Annotated in this window: 17 protein-coding genes; 13 read left to right on the forward strand and 4 right to left on the reverse strand. The window is 61.3% G+C overall.

Translation table 11 applies throughout. From position 1 onward, the window contains the following. The first annotated feature begins 35 nt into the window (after positions 1–35). Positions 36–1,025, forward strand: a complete 990-nt coding sequence (locus AC0V6X_RS04875; RefSeq protein ID WP_486183461.1) for a C13 family peptidase — start codon at positions 36–38, stop codon at positions 1,023–1,025. Here the strand turns inward: AC0V6X_RS04875 and AC0V6X_RS04880 are convergent, their stop codons facing one another. Next, on the reverse strand, positions 1,026–2,453 hold the full coding sequence (locus AC0V6X_RS04880) for a peptidylprolyl isomerase (RefSeq protein ID WP_486183462.1): 1,428 nt from the start codon (positions 2,451–2,453) through the stop codon (positions 1,026–1,028). A 137-nt stretch (positions 2,454–2,590) separates the two neighbouring features. Here AC0V6X_RS04880 and AC0V6X_RS04885 point away from each other — a divergent pair, with 137 nt between their 5' ends. Both AC0V6X_RS04885 and AC0V6X_RS04890 read left to right on the forward strand, forming a co-directional pair. Next, the gene (locus AC0V6X_RS04885) at positions 2,591–2,992 is read left to right on the forward strand and encodes a BlaI/MecI/CopY family transcriptional regulator (protein WP_486183463.1); all 402 of its coding nucleotides are present in this window, start codon (positions 2,591–2,593) and stop codon (positions 2,990–2,992) included. Further along, positions 2,989–4,734 (forward strand): M56 family metallopeptidase, encoded by a 1,746-nt coding sequence (locus tag AC0V6X_RS04890; RefSeq protein ID WP_486183464.1) that lies wholly within the window; start codon positions 2,989–2,991, stop codon positions 4,732–4,734. The genes AC0V6X_RS04885 and AC0V6X_RS04890 overlap by 4 nt, the downstream gene beginning before the upstream one ends. 102 nt (positions 4,735–4,836) lie before the next feature. On the opposite strand, the gene ypfJ is transcribed toward AC0V6X_RS04890, so the two are convergent. Then, the gene (gene ypfJ, locus AC0V6X_RS04895) at positions 4,837–5,712 is read right to left on the reverse strand and encodes a KPN_02809 family neutral zinc metallopeptidase (protein ID WP_486183465.1); all 876 of its coding nucleotides are present in this window, start codon (positions 5,710–5,712) and stop codon (positions 4,837–4,839) included. A 101-nt stretch (positions 5,713–5,813) separates the two neighbouring features. On the opposite strand from ypfJ, the gene AC0V6X_RS04900 reads away from it, so the two are divergent. From AC0V6X_RS04900 to AC0V6X_RS04930, 7 genes are all read left to right on the forward strand, one after another. Continuing rightward, entirely contained in the window at positions 5,814–6,581 is a 768-nt protein-coding gene (locus tag AC0V6X_RS04900) for a 3-hydroxybutyrate dehydrogenase (protein WP_486183466.1), read from the forward strand. Continuing rightward, the gene (locus AC0V6X_RS04905; protein ID WP_486183467.1) at positions 6,578–8,056 is read left to right on the forward strand and encodes a M20/M25/M40 family metallo-hydrolase; all 1,479 of its coding nucleotides are present in this window, start codon (positions 6,578–6,580) and stop codon (positions 8,054–8,056) included. Before AC0V6X_RS04900 ends, AC0V6X_RS04905 begins: the two co-directional genes overlap by 4 nt. 119 nt (positions 8,057–8,175) lie before the next feature. Further along, on the forward strand, positions 8,176–9,630 hold the full coding sequence (guaB, locus tag AC0V6X_RS04910) for an IMP dehydrogenase (protein WP_486183468.1): 1,455 nt from the start codon (positions 8,176–8,178) through the stop codon (positions 9,628–9,630). Positions 9,631–9,639: 9 nt separating this feature from the next. Next, positions 9,640–9,897, forward strand: a complete 258-nt coding sequence (locus tag AC0V6X_RS04915; RefSeq protein ID WP_486183469.1) for a hypothetical protein — start codon at positions 9,640–9,642, stop codon at positions 9,895–9,897. Beyond that, positions 9,894–11,075 carry an RsmB/NOP family class I SAM-dependent RNA methyltransferase gene (locus AC0V6X_RS04920; protein WP_486183470.1) on the forward strand — a complete coding sequence of 394 codons (1,182 nt, stop codon included), beginning with the start codon at positions 9,894–9,896 and terminating at the stop codon, positions 11,073–11,075. The genes AC0V6X_RS04915 and AC0V6X_RS04920 overlap by 4 nt, the downstream gene beginning before the upstream one ends. Before the next feature lie 59 nt (positions 11,076–11,134). Next, positions 11,135–11,629: a tetratricopeptide repeat protein gene (locus tag AC0V6X_RS04925; RefSeq protein WP_486183471.1), complete on the forward strand. Its 495-nt coding sequence runs from the start codon at positions 11,135–11,137 to the stop codon at positions 11,627–11,629. A 36-nt stretch (positions 11,630–11,665) separates the two neighbouring features. Next, positions 11,666–12,343, forward strand: a complete 678-nt coding sequence (locus AC0V6X_RS04930) for a glutathione S-transferase family protein (protein WP_486183472.1) — start codon at positions 11,666–11,668, stop codon at positions 12,341–12,343. Here the strand turns inward: AC0V6X_RS04930 and AC0V6X_RS04935 are convergent, their stop codons facing one another. Then, a complete protein-coding gene (locus AC0V6X_RS04935; protein ID WP_486183473.1) occupies positions 12,344–12,829 on the reverse strand; it encodes an RNA pyrophosphohydrolase in 486 nt (161 codons plus the stop codon). Next, positions 12,826–13,782: an alpha/beta hydrolase gene (locus AC0V6X_RS04940; RefSeq protein WP_486183474.1), complete on the reverse strand. Its 957-nt coding sequence runs from the start codon at positions 13,780–13,782 to the stop codon at positions 12,826–12,828. Before AC0V6X_RS04940 ends, AC0V6X_RS04935 begins: the two co-directional genes overlap by 4 nt. 41 nt (positions 13,783–13,823) lie before the next feature. Between AC0V6X_RS04940 and AC0V6X_RS04945 the strand changes: the two genes are divergently transcribed. From AC0V6X_RS04945 to AC0V6X_RS04955, 3 genes are read left to right on the forward strand one after another with little or no spacing between them, the layout of a single operon-like run. After that, positions 13,824–14,798 carry a metal-dependent hydrolase gene (locus AC0V6X_RS04945; protein WP_486183475.1) on the forward strand — a complete coding sequence of 325 codons (975 nt, stop codon included), beginning with the start codon at positions 13,824–13,826 and terminating at the stop codon, positions 14,796–14,798. 15 nt (positions 14,799–14,813) lie between these two features. After that, on the forward strand, positions 14,814–16,205 hold the full coding sequence (locus AC0V6X_RS04950; RefSeq protein WP_486183476.1) for a cryptochrome/photolyase family protein: 1,392 nt from the start codon (positions 14,814–14,816) through the stop codon (positions 16,203–16,205). Positions 16,206–16,247: 42 nt separating this feature from the next. Then, a complete protein-coding gene (locus AC0V6X_RS04955; RefSeq protein WP_486183477.1) occupies positions 16,248–17,510 on the forward strand; it encodes a class I SAM-dependent methyltransferase in 1,263 nt (420 codons plus the stop codon). Positions 17,511–17,520 lie beyond the last annotated feature (10 nt).

Raw genomic sequence — 17,520 nt, forward strand, 5'->3', positions numbered from 1 at the left:
TGACCGAACTGCCGCTCTCATGGACATTCCACGCCATGATTGCACGCATTCTCACAGGGTTCGCACTGGTCTCCACTCTCGCTGTCACCGACATCGGCACGGCCAAGGCGCAGGACGGAGCCAATCAGCCTCCGCCGCATACGCAGCGTTTCCCCAATCTTGGGTCGGGCAACAGCCGCGAAGAGATGATGAAAAGCTTTGAGGCGTCTCCGCGCATGGAGCGGACTGCTTCGGCTCTCGACCTGCTCACCCAGCAACGGCGTCTCGCCATGTCTCTCAGCCAGTTGGAACCGCAGCGCGAAGGCGTCGTCGATGCCTATGTCGTGACAATCGCGCTGGACAGTGATCCGGTTTTTGCCCGCGAAGCGCGCGAGACAGGCCGCGTTTTGGCGAGCCGCTATGATGCAGATGGGCGGACCGTGACTCTCGCTGGCCCCGACGGCACGCGCGATGATCTGCCGCGCGGCAATATTGAAAGCCTGTTGGTGACGCTCGCCCATGTGGCGGAGGTGATGGACACGGATGAGGACGTTCTGGTTCTCTACACAACCAGCCACGGCAACCGTCTGGGCCTTGCCTATCACTATGGCGATACAGGCTACGGCGTGCTCTCCCCAGCGACGCTTGCGGGCGCGCTGGAGGAATTGGGGATTGAGCGGCGGCTCGTCATTATCAGCGCGTGCTACTCAGGCGTCTTCGTCCCTGCGCTGGCGAGCGAGGAGGGCGCGGTGCTGACTGCGGCATCGGCGGAGCGCAATTCCTTCGGTTGCCGGGCGGAGAATGACTGGACCTTCTTTGGCGACGCGCTGATAAACAATGCGATGCGCCAGCCACAATCGCTGGAGGAGGCTGCAACACAGGCGGGAACCACAGTCGCAGGCTGGGAGTACAATTTCGGATTGCTCGCCTCACTCCCTCAGGTCGCGATTGGATCAAAGGTCGATACATGGCTTGATGAACTTGAGGGGCGCATGCCACGCCAAGCCAGCGCACCGGTCGGACGGCCCGCCATCAGCGCTGAGTGATCAACTGGCGCCTTCGTCCGCTTCTGTCTCAACCCGGCGCGCTTCAATAATCTCAACCGGCTCCGCAATCATCTGTCCGCGCATTACGCCTTGGCCTTTGTCAGGATCAGCGGGCAAAGCGTGGATCGCGGAGACGACATCCATCCCTTCGATCACATAGCCAAACGCCGCATAGCCGTTCTGCCAGACCGGCTCTTCAGCATCGGGCCGCGCATCGAGACCTAGCTGATCCTGCACCATGATCGAGAAATCGCCATTGGCCGTGCCCGGCTCCCCCATCGCCATGGAAATCGCGCCATTGGTGTGGCTAAGCCCGGTTTGCGTCGTGGGCTCATGCGGGATGTCGGGTAACAGGCGCTCGGGATCAAAGCGCACACCCGCCTGGATCAGGCCATTGGGTGAGGGCTCCCGGTCCAGCTTCATGGTGCGGTAGAAGACGGTGCCATCAAAGCGTCCCTCATCCACATAGCGCAGAAAATTCGCCGCCGTGATCGGAGCGCGTTCTGTCTCTAGCCGGATCGTGATGTCTCCCAAAGCGGTTTGGAGCACCACGTCCTGCGTTTCGTAATTGACCTCTGGCTCTGGATCAGCGGCGACCAGTACCTTTTCAGTTCGGACTTCAAACTTCATCAGCAGAGTGCGCTGGTCGTCTGAGAAATTGTTGTCCGAGATGATGTAGAGGAAGGTCTTCCCAAACTGCTCCCGCACCGCGAGGCCCGCGAAATCGGCGGTGGTGAGGGGCGGCTTAAAGGTTGCCAGTGTTTCGATCAGACCTGTGCGTCTCATCACCGAAATGGCGCTGAAGCCTTGCGTCTCTGGGATGTTGCTTCGGAACAAGACAAAGCAGGAGGTATCGCTCGCGCAGGCGGTCCCGGTCGGTCGCGCGGCGTCCTCCAGGACGAAGATGCTCATGCCGATGCTGCTTGCAAAGAGGGGCTGGTCGGGATCTTCAGTTTTGGAGATCAGCTCTGCGCGGTCTGAGAGATCAGCGTAGCGCAGGACTTTGGGTTCCCCGGCAAAGTTCACCATCCAATTGCCGTTTTCATCCCGCGTGATTCCCTGCGCATCCGCGTCATCGCCGCGCAGCCTGCGCCCGCGCTCATCGCGCAAATCTCCACGTGTGATGGCGAGGATGTCGATCAGTCGTCCGTCCAGCTCATCGGGTTCAATCGTCAGCCAGTGGCCATCATCGCTGACCGCGTAGAGCTTCCCATCATGCCATTCGAGGCCGGATATCCCGCCGATATCTTCCTCACCCGGCTCAATCTCCACGCCCCCTTTGTAGATCAGCTCGCCCACTGTCTCGGCGGCGGTGTCTTCGGGATTGAGCGGCACTGGCGCGGTGATCGCGAAGATCTCATCTTGCGCTTGGGCAGGGAGGGAGAGCGGCAGAAGAAGGGCAGCGGCGGCAAGTGTCTTCCAAGTCATTCGTCCTTTGTGATGGACGCTTTGCAGAGAAGCAAGCGGGCAAAGGTGTCGTTCAGGTAGGAGCAATGTTTACATTCGTAGTCGTTATGACTACACCTGTAATCATATTGGCGTAATCAAGCAAAAGGGAGGCCCGCTTGAGCACTTCTCAGGATAAGTCCAGCCAAGAGAGACCCGAGCGCATCAGCGAAGCAGAGCATGCGGTGATGGAGGTCCTGTGGGACCGTGGCACCGCAACCGCCGCCGAAGTGTGCGAAAGCGTGTGCGAGGCCCGCGGTTGGAGCTTGGCAACCGTCAAGACCTTGCTCTCCCGCCTGGTCCAGAAGCAGGCGATTGCGACCAAGCCCGATGGCCGCCGGTTCCTCTATTCCCCGACTATTGAGCGTGCCGATTATGTTGGCGGCGAATCCCGCCGGCTTGTCGATCGCTTGTTTGGAGGTCGAGCCGCCTCGTTGGTGGCGCATCTGGCAGAGACAGAAGCGCTTACAGAGGATGATCTTTCCGAGATTGAAAAGCTCTTGAAGGAGCTGAAGCAATGAGCGGGGCGGGGCTGCAATCGTTTCTGCTTGAAACGCTCGTCTGGACCGCTGTGTTGATAGCGCTGGTCCTTGTTCTGCGCCGTCCTGTTACGCGCTGGTTCGGGCCGCAATTCGCCTATGCGCTTTGGGCGCTGCCTGCCTTGCGACTGTTCGTCCCACCCTTGGAGCTGCCCGCCTGGATGCGACCGAGCTCAGGGGAGGGCGCTGCCCCGGCGCCGCGTCCCACCCAGGAAACCACCACCCCATCCCTCGACCCGGTCACTCCAGTTGCGACACCAGACAGTGTCTCGGGCTTTGAGGCGGCGGCACTCGATCCCGCTCCAGCGACTACCCCGATGGCAAGCATGGATTGGAGCGCTTTGATAGAGCCTCTGATTGCGCCTGCTATTGCGCTGTGGCTGATCGGTGCCGCCATTTTCTTGTACCGCCGCTTTGCCGCCTATTTCGACCTGCGCGATGAATTGCTCGCCGCTGGGAAAGAGATGGGCAGAGAAGGATCAATCCGGCTGATTGAGACATCTGCCACCGATGCGCCCTTGGCGTTTGGCGTGATCGACAAGGTGATTGCTCTGCCGCCCGGCTTCCTCGCGCAGCCAGACCGCCGCGCGCGTGATTTGGCGCTGGCGCATGAGGTTGCGCACCACAAAGGCAAGGACCTGCTGGTCAATGTCCTCGTCCAACCGCTTTTTGCGCTGCACTGGTTCAATCCGCTGGGCCGCTATGGCTGGCTCGCTCTGCGCCGGGATCAGGAGGCGGCCTGTGACGCCCGCGTGATGGCTGCGGTGCAGGCCGAGGAAAGCCCCGAGACGCGGCCAGAGACCCAGGAAGCCTACGCCAATCTCATCGTCAGCTACGCCGCTGGCCCAACCCCCATTTCCACCCAAGCCCTGACAGCCCCGATGGCCTGTCCGGTGCTGGGCGAGAAATCGATCATCCACCGTTTAAGGAGCCTGAAAATGACCGACACCCCGAAAAGTCGCCGTCTTGCTGGCCGCGTAATGCTGGGAGCCGCCGTGCTGGCGCTGCCGCTGACCGCGTCGATCAGCTATGCTGCGAGCGAAGCCCCCATCGCCCCCGGCGCGACGCCAGCCCCTTTTGAAAGCGCATTGCCCAACGCAGTGCCTGCACCGCCAGCGCCGCCTACCCCGCCTGCGGCTCCGCTGCCGCCCGAGGCCCCGCTAGCGCCAGAAGCGCCGATCATGACGATTGATCCGAATGGTCAGCCCTCTGCGGAGCTGCGGCGGCTTGATGGCGAGCTGCGCCGTCTCGAAACAACGATGGCCCGCCGTGGTCAGGAACTGGAAGAAGCAGAACGCCGTATCGAGCGGCGCTATGTGATCTCGCGCGAAGGTCAGCGCAGCGGCGAGATGACCGAAGAAGAGATCGAGATGATCATGGTCGAAATGCGTGAAGGCCTCGAAGAAGCGCGCATCACGATTGAGGAACTGCCACAGATCATCGAGGAATCGCTTGAAGCGGTTGACGGTGTCGAAGGTTCTGTAACTCGGGTTGAGGTGAGCTGTAGTCCCCGCGATCTCGATGCAACCACCACCGTCGAGAACTCGGATGGCACTCGGGTCGTCAAAATCTGCCGCACGCGGGTCATGGCGGACGCAATCGATGGCCTGCGTGAAGCGCGCGCCACTATCGCAGAACAGGTGGACTTGGACGAGCGAGTGCGCGAGCAGGTCTTGCGCGAACTCGACATGCAGATTGAGCGCTGGAGCCGCTCGAACAGCTAAACCGGGTTTACCCCGGTAGGTCTGGCGCAGACCTACAGAAAGGCCGGGAGGAGGCGAGAAGCTTCCTGCCGGCCTTTGCTATGTGAGCTGAACGACTAGGCTCTAGCGAAAGTCGAGATAGGTGTCGCAGGCGCTCGATTTGCCGCTTTGCAGGCCGCGGCGAAGGGCCTCCATACGCTGTTCGCTGGTGCCGTGAGTGAAGTTATCCGGATTGATCCGACGGCCTGAATTGCGCGCGATCAAATCGTCTCCGACAGAGGCGGCTGCGCGCAGGCCTTCCTCAAGGTCGCCGGGGTCAAGCAGATTGCGGTTCTTGCCCGCCCATACGCCCGCATAGCAATCGGCCTGCAACTCCATTCGAACATTCAGCTGGTTGCCCGCCTGCGGGTTGCGTTGTTGCAAGGACCGGATCTGGTCGGCGGTGCCGATCAGGTTCTGGATGTGGTGGCCATATTCATGCGCCATCACATAAAGCCGCGCAAAATCGCCGCGCGTGCCGCTCATCCGCGCGAGCTGGTCGAAGAAGCTTGTCTCGATGTAGATGCCGTAATCTGCCGGGCAGTAGAACGGGCCTGAGGCGCTGGTGGTCGAGCCACAGCCGCGCGTGTTGATCGGACCGGGCGGGTACAGGATCAGCTCGGGCTCTTGGAACGGGATACGAGCAGCGCGGAATTCCGGCTCCCAGGTTTCATTGAGGCTTTGCAAGGCCTGGCACGATTCCATCGCATAGGGTCCGGTCGAGCACAGATCGCGTTCGCTCATGTCACCGCTTTGCGTGCTTTGTGACGAGGCCACTTGTCCCTGATTGCCACCGCTCAAGACCGCCAAAGTGTCCGCAGGGTCAACGCCAAAGATCACGGCGCCAATCAAAGCGATAACGATCGCCCCACAGCCAACACCGCCAGCGCGGCGACCTCTGCCGCCTCCCGCGCCACCGCGAACCTTGACCTTGGACGTATCCAGCGGATTGAGCCGCATGCTTTTCCCCTCCCGATTGAGCTACGCCGCCTAAACCGCTGGACATCAGCGAAGAGCGCGGCAAAAGCTCGTGTCATCAATAGTTGCAGGAGTTCAACGCAATGGACAAGAGCCAAGCGCTCGCAGGCAAACGCGCACTCGTCACCGGATCAACCTCCGGCATTGGCCTCGCCATCGCCCGCGCGCTGCGCGACGAAGGGGTGGAGGTGATCCTCAACGGCCTTGGAGACCCCGATGAAATCGCGGCTCTGTGTGGGGAGTTGGGGACCTCTTACAACGGCGCCAATTTGCTCGATGTGTCCGCGATTGAGGGGATGATGGAGGAGGTCGGCCCGCTCGACATCCTCGTCAACAATGCGGGGATGCAGCACGTTTCTCCGGTGGAGGATTTCCCGGCGGCAAAATGGGATGCAATCATCGGCCTCAACTTGAACGCGGTCTTCCACACGACGCGGCTTGCAGTGCCTGCAATGAAGGAAAAGGCTTGGGGCCGGATCATCAATACGGCCAGCGCCCACTCCAAAACCGCATCCCCGTTCAAGAGTGCGTACAATGCCAGCAAACATGCGGTGGACGGCTTTACCAAGACAATCGCATTGGAACTCGCTCAGACTGGTGTAACCGCGAACTGCATCTCCCCTGGTTATGTCTGGACGCCTCTGATCGAAGGCCAGATCCCGGACACGATGCAAGCGCGCGGCCTGTCGCGTGAAGAAGTGATCAATGACGTTCTCCTCGCCAAGCAGCCGACCAAAAAATTCGTTCAACCTCATGAGGTTGGGGCATTGGCCGTATTCCTCTGCCGAGAAGAAGCGGGTAACGTTACGGGCGCAAACTGGAGCATTGACGGGGGCTGGACGGCTGAATGACGCGAAACTGGGGGCTTAGGGGACGCTTTCTCCTCTGCATTTTCGCAGGGCTGCTGATCGCAGGCTGTGCCCGCGCGCCCATTGCCAGCGTCCCTCCCGAAGAGCGCGCTGCGATTGAGACGCGGCTGATGCGCGACATCTCCATTCTGGCCAGCGACGAATTTGGCGGACGCAAGCCGGGGACTGATGGCGAAACGCTGACCATCGACCACATCATTGGCGAAATGCAGGCTGCGGGCCTCCAATCGGGCACCAACGATCCGGGCAGCGCCTGGCGCGCTCCGGTCGATCTGGTGAGCCTGCGTATGGATGGCGGGACAATCAGCTTCAAACGCGGGCGGCGCAGCTATGAATTGCCCGATGAAGACGCCGTGGTCCTCACCAACCGCACGCGCAATCTGATCAGCGACGCAGAGGTGGTCTTTGTCGGCTATCTTGGCGAAGACGTGCCTGCGGAGGCAATCACAGGCAAAGTCGTCGTGATGTTGAGCGAACCGGGCCTTAGTCCTGCGCGCCGCGTTGCCATCTCCGAAAAGCGGCCCGCTGCGATCATCACGGTCGTCGATGATGCATTCAGAGTTGCGAGCTTTGCGGGGGCCATCGGTCAGGAGCGGATAGGCCGCGCGATCGAAGAGGTTGAGTTCTCCGAAGGCTACATCACCAACGAAGCGATGGTGCAGGCGCTGGGCGGCGTCAAATGGGTCGGGCTGCGAGAGAGCGCGGCAGAAGGTGATTTCGAGCCGGTTGCCCTTGGCGTAACCGCCTCCATCGAGGCCACCGCCTTCCGGCGCGAGTTTACCAGCTACAACATCATCGGCATGCTGCCGGGGCAGTTGCGCGGCTCTGGCGCGGTCCTGTTGATGGCGCATTGGGACCATCTGGGCGAGTGCGCCTCCGACGGGCCAGACCGCATCTGCAACGGAGCAGTCGACAACGCCTCTGGCATCGCCACGATCCTGGAGCTTGCTCGGCGCCTGAAAGCCGCTGGCCCACATGACCGCGACATCTATTTCCTAGCCACCAGTTCGGAAGAATTAGGCCTGTTCGGTGCGCGATCTTTTGCGGAGAACCCACCAGTGCCGCTCGACACAATTGTTGCTGCGTTCAACTTTGACAGCGTCGCCATCGCGCCTTCGGGAACGCCGCTGGGCTTCATTGGGGAGGGGCTGACCCCGCTCGACGAAATTATCAAGCAGACGGTGGTGGATGCTGGTCGCCAACTGGGCAATCGCCAATATGCCAATAGCTACCTGCAACGCCACGATGGCTGGGTGTTGCTGGAATCGGGTGTGCCAGCGGTGCTCTTGTCGAGCTCTTTTGCCTCGGAGATCACCTTTGGACCGTATCTCGCAACCGACTACCACCGCCCCAGTGATGAGGCAGAGGGGTTGGAGCTGGGCGGGGCCGTTGATGACCTCCTGCTGCATGAGGAATTAATCCGCCGGATCGCCTCAACCGCAGACTACACGCCCTGAGCGTCACAATATCGTAGAAAGCGGGTTTCAAGGCCTAGCGCGCAGGGCCAAGCCATCCTACACGGCCTTGCACGATTCGTTCTTTCGACAAGAAAGCCCCAAAGAAAGTCAGCGTGCACATGGATATTCCCCTCGGCCTTACCTTTGATGATGTTCTTCTCCGCCCGGCGGAGAGCAACGTGCTGCCGAGCATGGCCAACACTCAGACCAAACTGACCCGCGACATCGCGCTCAACATCCCCGTGCTCTCCAGCGCGATGGACACCGTGACCGAAGCCGACATGGCGATTGCGATGGCGCAGATGGGCGGGATTGGTGTGCTCCACCGCAACCTCGACGTGGATGAGCAATGCGCGGCGGTGCGTGCAGTGAAGCGGTTTGAGAGCGGCATGGTCGTGAACCCCATCACGATTGCGCCCGATGCGGTGCTGGGCGATGCGCAGGCGCTGATGGATCAGCACCGGATCAGCGGTATCCCCGTGACCGATGCGGGCGGCAAGCTGGTCGGTATCCTCACCAACCGCGATGTGCGCTTTGCCGAGAACCCGATGCAGCCCGTGCGTGAGCTGATGACGACCGAGAACCTTGCAACCGTCCCGCTGGGCACTGGCCAGGAAGACGCGCGGCGTTTGCTTCATGCTCGCCGGATTGAGAAGCTGCTGGTGGTGGACGATGACTATAAGTGCATCGGCCTCATCACCGTGAAGGATATCGAGAAGGCGGTTAATTACCCCGACGCGACCAAGGACGATGCGGGCCGCCTCCGCGTTGCTGCCGCGACCACGGTTGGCGATGCAGGCTTTGCCCGGACCGAGGCCTTGGTTGATGCAGAGGTCGATGTCATCGTGATCGACACCGCCCATGGCCACAATCGCGACGTGGCGAAGGCGGTGGAGCGGGTGAAGGGCCTCTCAAACTCAGTGCAGGTGGTCGCGGGCAACGTCGCCACTGCCGAGGCCACCCGCGCGCTGGTCGATGCTGGCGCTGACGCGGTAAAGGTCGGGATCGGCCCCGGCTCAATCTGCACCACGCGCGTTGTCGCAGGCGTCGGCGTTCCGCAGCTCACCGCGATTATGGACAGCGCTCAGGAAGCGGCGAAGTCTGGCGTTCCCGTCATTGCCGATGGCGGCCTTCGCACTTCAGGCGACGCGGCCAAGGCGCTTGCGGCAGGGGCCTCAACCGTCATGGTTGGCTCCATGCTGGCAGGGACAGCCGAAAGCCCGGGAGAGGTCTTCCTTTACCAAGGCCGCTCCTACAAAGCCTATCGCGGCATGGGCAGCGTTGGCGCAATGGCACGCGGTTCGGCTGACCGTTACTTCCAACAGGACATCTCGCAGCAGAAGCTCGTGCCAGAAGGGATTGAGGGTCAGGTCCCGTTCAAGGGCCCTGCCGCAAATGTCGTCCACCAATTGGTCGGCGGGATCAAGGCAGCGATGGGCTATACCGGCTCCGCCACGATTGAAGAGCTTAAAAACCGCGCGCAATTCGTGCGGATTACCAATGCGGGCCTTTCGGAGAGCCACGTCCATGACGTTGCGATTACGCGCGAAGCTCCGAATTACCCGACTCGTTAGGAACGCCGCATGATTGAAATCATTCCAGTAATGCTATTCATACTTGGCTGGCATCCCGACAAACCGGGCGAGATTGATCTACAGCGGCCCGAGATCGTCTTTGGCTCAATGGAAGAGTGTGAGGCGGCGGGCGCGAAAATGGCAGCGCGGATGACTGAAGTTGCGAGCGAGCAGAGCGGCGCACGCTATGAACATCGCTGCTTTGGGTTGCCATCCGATCAGGAGTTTCGGGAGCTGTATGAGTCCAACGGGCACGCCGTTCAGTGACACCCGCTGCTCGCGTTCAGGCTGCGATAGAACTGCTTGACCAGATCATCGATGGGGCGACTAACAAAGGCGCGCCAGCTGACCGGTTGATCTCTGCCTATTTCAAACAGCGGCGCTATGCCGGTTCCAAGGACCGGCGGGCGGTGCGCGATCTGGTTTACCAAGCGATCCGCCTCTGCGGGCCGGTGCCGGAGAATGGGCGCGCGGCAATGCTGGCGCTGGCGACGCAGGATGAGGCTCTGCCTGCTCTGTTTGACGGCTCAACCCACGGTCCTTCCAAGATCGAGGCAGGCGAGTTTGCGGCCTTCACGGGAACGGCTCCCGACTGGCTGATGGAGCGCCTCAAAGCCTCTGACCTCACCGGTGCAGAGGCCGACGCTCTGCTGGGCCGCGCGCCGCTGGATATCCGCGTCAATGCTCTCAAGGCCGACCGCGAGACGCTGGAACTGCCCGAAGCGGGCGAGCCGCTCTCCGCACCTCAAGCTCTGCGCTACGAAACCGGGACGCAGGTTGAGCAATGGCCCGCATTTCGCGATGGCCTGATCGAAGTGCAGGACCACGGCAGCCAATGGGTTTGCGAAGCGGTTCCGGCTGAGGCGGGTGAGACGATCATCGACCTGTGCGCAGGGGCAGGGGGCAAGACCCTCGCGCTGGCAGCACGCTTTGGCAATGCGGTGAGCCTTGTCGCAGCTGACACGGACAAACGGCGCCTAGGCAATCTCACCCCGCGCGCTGCCAAAGCGGGGGCTCAGGTCGACCACACCGTCTTGCTCGACCCGAAGCGAGAGATGGAGGCGCTGTCCGATTGGCAGGGGAAGGCCGACCGCGTGCTCGTCGATGCGCCATGCTCTGGCAGTGGCACGTGGCGGCGCAATCCGGAGAGCCGCTGGAGGCTCGACAAGGCAGAGCTCGCGCGCCTCACTGCCTTGCAGGCCCATGTCCTTGACCTCGCCGCGCAATTGGTGCGGCCGGGAGGTACAATCACCTTTGTCACTTGCTCGCTGCTGGATGAGGAGGGCGCGGGGCAGGTTGAGGCATTCCTCACCCGTCACTCTGGTTACGAGGCTCTCCCCATCGACATTCCCCTTGGGCGCAAGCGTGGCCATGGCCTGCGCATGACCCCGCATCACGACGGGACGGACGGCTTTTTTGTCGCAAATCTGGCGCTTGCATGTTAGCCGAGTAGCCGATGGCTGAGCCTGCACCCTCTCGGGCTTCCAATGTGAAGGACCTTTTGATGCGTTTCGCGCCCGCTGCCGCTGCCCTTTCGCTGTTGCTCGCAACATCGGCAAGTGTGACCAGCGCAGGACCTGTTGAGCCAAATCCACGCGCGGCGGTTCTGATCGAGCAAGGCCGTGCCGCATTGGCGCAAGGCGATACACAGGCCGCAATTGACGCGTTTGAGGCGGCCTTTGCTGTCGACCCGGCCTACACTCCGATCTTCATCGAATTGGCAGAAGCCGCGCGCGCAGATGGTCTGCAAGGCAAGGCGATCACCTATTATCGCGAGGCTTTGGACCGCGATCCCGACAATTTTGCGGCGATTTCTGGCGAGGGCTCAGCTCTGATGGAGCGGGGCGCGGTCGAACAAGCGCTGCGCAATCTCGCCCGGCTTGAAAGCCTGTGCGGCAATAGCTGCCCTGAAACGCTCGCTTTGCAAGCCAGCATTGATGCAGGCCCACCGGCGCGCCTTGCTGCTGAGAGCGCTGAAGAACCAGCGGTCACTCCGTAAGACCGCGCAGATCAATCCACTAAAAGGAGCGCGCCCATGCTGACGCTGCACCACCTTGAATATTCGCAAAGCTTCCGCATCCTGTGGCTGCTGGAGGCGCTGGGCGCGGAATATGAGCTGAAGAGCTACGACCGCGATCCTGAAAGCAACCTTGCGCCCGATGATTACAAGGCTCTGTCGCCGCTGGGCACGGCTCCGGTTGTGACCGATGGCGATCTGGTTCTGGCGGAGAGCAATGCGATCATCGACTATGTGATGGACAGCCATCCAGGTCATCCGCTGCAACCGGGAGCAGGGCACAAAGACCGCGCGCGGCACCTGTTCTGGTATCACGCCTCTGCGGGCTCGCTGATGAACATGCAGGGCATCGCGATGGTGCTGAATCTGCTGGAGATGCGCACGCCGTGGCCGATCAGCGCGCTGTTGAAGGCGGTGTTCGGGCAGGTGCGCAAGATCTTCCTGAACCCGCGCAATGATGCGATGTTCAAACTGATGGATGAAGACCTTGGCAAGCAACCCTTTTTCGGCGGCGACAACCTGACCACCGCCGATATCACGCTGGTCTATCCGATGTATGCCGCGCGCGATAAGGGGCTGTTCGAAGGCTACCCTAACATCCTTAGCTGGTTCGACCGGATTGAAGCGCTGGAAAGCTTCCAGTCAGCCCGTAAGAAGGACGACCGCGACCGGATAATCTTCCGCTTCGAGAAGTGATCAAATGTGGGGGCCAAGCTCCGCTACGACACGTTCGTAGACCTCGCGCTTGAACGGGATGATCAGCTCGACAAGATCGCCCGGATCGACCCAGCGATAGTCCTTGAACTCCGGGTGCCCATTCGCGGCGAGGTCAATGTCGCTGTCCTGGCCTTTGAAGCGGCCCAGGAACCAGTGCTGGATCTGTCCGCGATACTTGCCGTTCCACACCTTGCCCAGCAGGTCGGGCGGGAGGTCATAGGCGAGTGGCTCGGACGTGCCAGCCACCACTTCGACCAGCTTCGAACCGATCCCTGTCTCCTCCCATAGCTCACGCAAAGCGGCGGTTTCGGGGTCTTCGCCCTTGTCGATCCCGCCTTGAGGCATTTGCCAAAAACCATGGGCGCGCTTGTCGATGCGTTCGCCGACAAAGACCTTGCCGTCGGTGTTCACGAGCATGAAGCCGGCGCAGGGGCGGTAGGGGAGACTTTCTGGGTTAATGCTCATTTGGAAGCGCTCTTCAGATGCAACTTCATCGCCGCAATGATCCGCTCAAGATCGCCCTGAGCACTCGGGACAGCGGCGCGTAGATTGGTGAAGGAGTGGGTGACGCCCTTCATCTCAAGGAATGTGAAATCCGCACCCGCCTCAGCCAGCGCCTTCGCATAATCGCGCCCGGAATCGCGGATCGGATCGAGGCTGGCGGTGACGAGGACTGTTGGCGGTGTTTTGGAATGGTCGCCCAAGATCGGGAAGCCGCGCGGGTCTTTGCGGTCGGCCTTGTAGGCAGCATCAAAGAACTCGATGGCGGTGCGGGTGAGAACGAAACCGTCGGCGAATTGTGCAAAGCTGGCCGACCCCTCCACCGCGCTTGCGAGCGGGAAGATCGGGACTTGCAGCACTACGGGCACATCGGCCGGCTTGGTGGCGAGCAGTTGGCTCACCACAATCGAGGCATTGCCGCCAGCGCTGTCGCCAATGGTGATGATCCCGGATGCCTTGCGCCCCAGTTTCTTGGGAGAGGACGCGACCCAGCGCGCGGCGGCTTCACAATCCTCAATCGCAGCGGGGAAGGGGGCCTCTGGCGCGCGGCGATAGTCAACCGCGACCACCGGCAGGTCGATCAATTCGGCGATCTCAGTGCACAAATTGTGATGGGTCTCCAAGTCTCCGATCACAAAGCCGCCGCCGTGGAAGAACGTGACGATGGGTCCGGCCTTGCGCTTCTCGCGCGCGTCATAGAGCCGCAGGGGTATGTCGCCTTCGGGACCGGGGCAGAAAAGGTCTTCAATCACCGCCAATTCCCGCGCCGGGCGGTCGGCCATGCCGTGCAAAGCGACATAGGATGCGCGCGCTTCCTCCAGCGTCATCTCATTGATCTTGGGGCCATTCATCGCGGCGAGCGCGTCGAGGAATGCCTTCATGTCCGGACGGATGAAGGGGAAGGGCGTGTCAGCCATGTACGCGTTACTCCAATTGCGTTTTGACGGACCTTTGCACCATGGCTAATCAGTTGCAAATGGATAACCTGACGCATGGCCTGACAGGCGCAGTGATGGCGCAAGCGGGGCTGAAGAAGAAGACCGGATTGGGCGTGATCGCGCTTGTCCTTGGGGCCAATCTTCCCGACATTGATGTGGTGAGCATGCTGTGGCTCGACGGGCAGGAAACACTGGGTTTCCGGCGTGGGATCACGCATGGCCCGCTTGGGATTTTACTGTTGCCGGTGGGGCTCGCAGCCCTGCTCTGGGGCTTTGACAAGTGGCAGGACGGGCGCGGAAAGCGGCCCAAGGACCGCGACCCGGTGCGCTTCTTGTGGCTCTACATCCTCGGGGTGATCGGCGCGCTGTCGCACAGCCTGATGGATTGGCTGAACGTCTATGGTGTGCGCTTCCTCTACCCCTTCGACAAGTCCTGGTATTACGGCGATACTTTGTTCATCATCGATGTGTGGCTGTGGGCGCTGTTGGGCCTGACGGTTTGGCTATCGGTCCGACGCGAGAAGAAGAGCGGCAGCGCTTCGGGCACCGCGCGGATCGGGGGCGTGTTGGCCCTGCTCTACATCGCCGCCAATATCGGCGTCACCTTCTTCGCCAACAATGTCGGCGGCAAATATGCGCCACCCTATCCCGAGCGCTACATTGCCTCGCCTGCGCCAATTGCCTCTTGGCAACGCGAGCACATCGCGCAGCTGGGTTCCGGGCGCTGGATTTCGAGCTCTTGGGATGGCACCGACTGGGGCGAAGGCTATTACAATTCCGAGCTTGTCCAATGCGAACTCCCCGACTTCACCGAGGCTCGCAAAGAGAACTCCTACCTAGACGCTTTCCTCACCTGGTCTCGCGCACCCCTCGCCGAAGGGCTTCGCGACGGGTCCATGGTGCTGCGCGATGCGCGTTTCTACGACCCGCGCGCAAGGGAGCGGTTCTCTGTCTATCTTCCCGAAATGCAATGTCAGGAACTCGTTCCCGAGTGATGCGCTTCCCTTTGCATGAGTGATACCCAACTGGTCTGGCTGCGGCGCGATCTGCGCGTGGCTGACAATCCCGCCCTGTTTGAAGCCGCCAAGGCTGGCCCCGTCGTCGCGGTCTATGTCCTCGATGACGAGCGCGCCAAGACGCATGCCTATGGCGGAGCATCACGCTGGTGGCTGCACCACTCGCTGGAGAAGCTGGGCAAAAGCCTTGAGGCGCTGGGTTCCAAGCTGATCCTGCGCAAAGGGGATGCGGTGGAGGAAATCCTCTCTGTCGCAGAGGAGACAGGTGCAAATACCGTCCATGCCAACCGGCACTACGAACCGTGGTGGCGTAACGCGCAAAAGGGCATCGCAGAGACGCTCGACCTCCAGCTTTACGAGGGCAATTACCTGCTGCCCATGGGGTCGGTGACGACCGGAACTGGCGGGCAATACAAGATCTATACGCCCTATAGCCGCGCCGTGCGTGCCGCGTTCCCGCCGCGCGATCTGGTGCCTGCACCGGACAGACTTGAAGCGCCCGCTACATGGCCTGCCAGTGACGCGCTGGAGGATTGGAACCTCCTTCCCACCCGCCCGGACTGGGCAGGGGGCATGCGCGAGTTTTGGCAGGTCGGTGAGGAAGCAGCCCATCAACGGCTCTCCGAATGGGAAGCCCATGTTGACGACTATGAAGACCGCCGCAATTTTCCCTCAGAGGACAAGGTTTCGCGCCTCTCACCCTACCTGCATTTCGGAGAGCTCTCTCCGCTCCAAGTCTGGCATCATCTTAAAGACAAAACCTCCAAGGGCGCCTTCGTCTTCGAAAGCGAGCTGATCTGGCGCGAATATGCGCAGAACACGATCGCGCAATATCCACTCTATGCCCGCGACAATTACCGCGAGGATTTCGACCATATCGAATGGCGCGATCCTGAAACGGACGAGGACGCCGCGCGCGACTTCAATGCATGGCAAAAGGGCGAGACCGGCTATCCGATCGTCGATGCCGGGATGCGGCAACTGTGGCAGACGGGTTGGATGCACAACCGTGTGCGGATGATCACGGCCAGCTTCCTCATCAAGCACCTGCTGATCGACTGGCGGCACGGCGAGCAATGGTTCTGGGACACGCTGGTCGATGCCGACTACGCCTCCAACGCGACCAATTGGCAGTGGACCGCAGGCACAGGGGTCGATTCGAACATGTTCGTGCGGATCATGGCCCCGCTCACCCAATCGGAGAAGTTCGACTGCGCGGACTATATCCGCACCTATGTCCCTGAACTGGCAGACTTGGACGAACCCTATATCCACGATCCCGAGGATCACGGTTGTCTGCCCAAAGGTTATCCGCCCAAAATCATCGGTCACCGCGAAGCGCGCGAACGCGCGCTGGCTGCGTATAAGGCGATGAAGGGCGAATAGCGCCTCTTGCGAGCATCATAGCCTCCCGCTTAAGAGAGGCGCATGGGAGCTAGGGAGTTTCACAGACAGGACGTGCGCGGCGCGGCGCTGCTCAATGGCGGCGAACGTTTCGCGCCTGCTCCCGGTTTCTTCTCCCGCCTGATCGCGCCGGGCTTTTCGAAAATCATTGACCGGGTCGACGAAGGTCTCGCCAGCGGAGTGATGATCGCTCGGCTGCCTGACGGGACGGTGCGCGCGCTGGGTGGCCGTGCGCCTGGGTTTGAGGCTGAGATCACGGTCAACGACTGGCGCGCGCTCTTACGGCTCGCGACCGGCGGCGTTATCGGTTTCTATCAGGCCTATGAGGCGGGTGAGTGGGAATCGCCTGACCACACCGCTCTGCTGGCGCTGATGGCGGCAAATGTGCGCACTCTGGGCGACACCGCGCGCTCTTCGGGAGCGGCCAAGTGGGCGGGGCGGATCGCGCACTGGCTCAACCGCAACAATCGCGCGGGTTCGCTGCGGAACATCTCGGCCCATTACGATCTTGGCAATGATTTCTACGAGCAATGGCTCGACCCGCAGATGACCTATTCCAGTGCGCTGGGCTCTCTGGACGATGGACTTGAGGCAGCACAGGCGCGCAAGCACCAAGGGATCGTCGACCGGTTGGAGGGCGCAAAAAGCGTGCTCGAGATCGGCTGTGGTTGGGGCTCGCTCGCTGAGCGGATTGCAGCGAGCGGTGCGCCAGGATTGGTGGACGTGACCGCGATCAGCCTCTCAGACGAACAGCTGGCCTATGCCCGCACGCATACCTCCGACACTATCGACTACCGCAAGCAGGATTATCGCGATGTCTCCGGTTCCTACGACGCCATTGCCAGCGTCGAGATGGTGGAGGCGCTGGGCCGCTCTTACTGGCCGCAATTCATGGATTGTGTTGCGCGTAACCTCAAACCCGGCGGGCGGGCGGCAATCCAGTACATCTCCATCGCGGACGACCTGTTTGACGATTACGCCAAGACCACCGACTTCATCCAAGCCTATGTCTTTCCCGGCGGATTGCTGATCCGCACCAGCGAGTTTCGCGCGCTGGCTGAGCGGCGCGGGCTCGAATGGCACGATCAGGTCGACTTTGGCCGCGACTATGCTGCGACGCTGAAAGTGTGGCATGAACGGTTTGACGCGGCGGTCAGGGAAGGGCGCTTGCCCGAAGGCTTTGATGATCGCTTCATCCGCCTCTGGAAGTTCTACCTCTCTTATTGCGAGGCAGGATTCTTGAGCGGCAATATCGACGTGCACCAAGTGACGTTAGTGAAGAATTGAGAGGACGAGC

The organism is Erythrobacter sp. S267, assembly GCF_057365045.1.

What these genes read in the sequence shown, in the direction of transcription:
- AC0V6X_RS04875 (WP_486183461.1), top strand. Translation starts at nt 36, where the DNA reads ATGATTGCACGCATTCTCACAGGGTTCGCACTGGTCTCCACTCTCGCT.
- AC0V6X_RS04880 (WP_486183462.1), bottom strand. Translation starts at nt 2,453, where the DNA reads ATGACTTGGAAGACACTTGCCGCCGCTGCCCTTCTTCTGCCGCTCTCC.
- AC0V6X_RS04890 (WP_486183464.1), top strand. Translation starts at nt 2,989, where the DNA reads ATGAGCGGGGCGGGGCTGCAATCGTTTCTGCTTGAAACGCTCGTCTGG.
- ypfJ (WP_486183465.1), bottom strand. Translation starts at nt 5,712, where the DNA reads ATGCGGCTCAATCCGCTGGATACGTCCAAGGTCAAGGTTCGCGGTGGC.
- AC0V6X_RS04900 (WP_486183466.1), top strand. Translation starts at nt 5,814, where the DNA reads ATGGACAAGAGCCAAGCGCTCGCAGGCAAACGCGCACTCGTCACCGGA.
- AC0V6X_RS04905 (WP_486183467.1), top strand. Translation starts at nt 6,578, where the DNA reads ATGACGCGAAACTGGGGGCTTAGGGGACGCTTTCTCCTCTGCATTTTC.
- guaB (WP_486183468.1), top strand. Translation starts at nt 8,176, where the DNA reads ATGGATATTCCCCTCGGCCTTACCTTTGATGATGTTCTTCTCCGCCCG.
- AC0V6X_RS04915 (WP_486183469.1), top strand. Translation starts at nt 9,640, where the DNA reads ATGATTGAAATCATTCCAGTAATGCTATTCATACTTGGCTGGCATCCC.
- AC0V6X_RS04925 (WP_486183471.1), top strand. Translation starts at nt 11,135, where the DNA reads ATGCGTTTCGCGCCCGCTGCCGCTGCCCTTTCGCTGTTGCTCGCAACA.
- AC0V6X_RS04930 (WP_486183472.1), top strand. Translation starts at nt 11,666, where the DNA reads ATGCTGACGCTGCACCACCTTGAATATTCGCAAAGCTTCCGCATCCTG.
- AC0V6X_RS04935 (WP_486183473.1), bottom strand. Translation starts at nt 12,829, where the DNA reads ATGAGCATTAACCCAGAAAGTCTCCCCTACCGCCCCTGCGCCGGCTTC.
- AC0V6X_RS04940 (WP_486183474.1), bottom strand. Translation starts at nt 13,782, where the DNA reads ATGGCTGACACGCCCTTCCCCTTCATCCGTCCGGACATGAAGGCATTC.
- AC0V6X_RS04945 (WP_486183475.1), top strand. Translation starts at nt 13,824, where the DNA reads ATGGCTAATCAGTTGCAAATGGATAACCTGACGCATGGCCTGACAGGC.
- AC0V6X_RS04950 (WP_486183476.1), top strand. Translation starts at nt 14,814, where the DNA reads ATGAGTGATACCCAACTGGTCTGGCTGCGGCGCGATCTGCGCGTGGCT.
- AC0V6X_RS04955 (WP_486183477.1), top strand. Translation starts at nt 16,248, where the DNA reads ATGGGAGCTAGGGAGTTTCACAGACAGGACGTGCGCGGCGCGGCGCTG.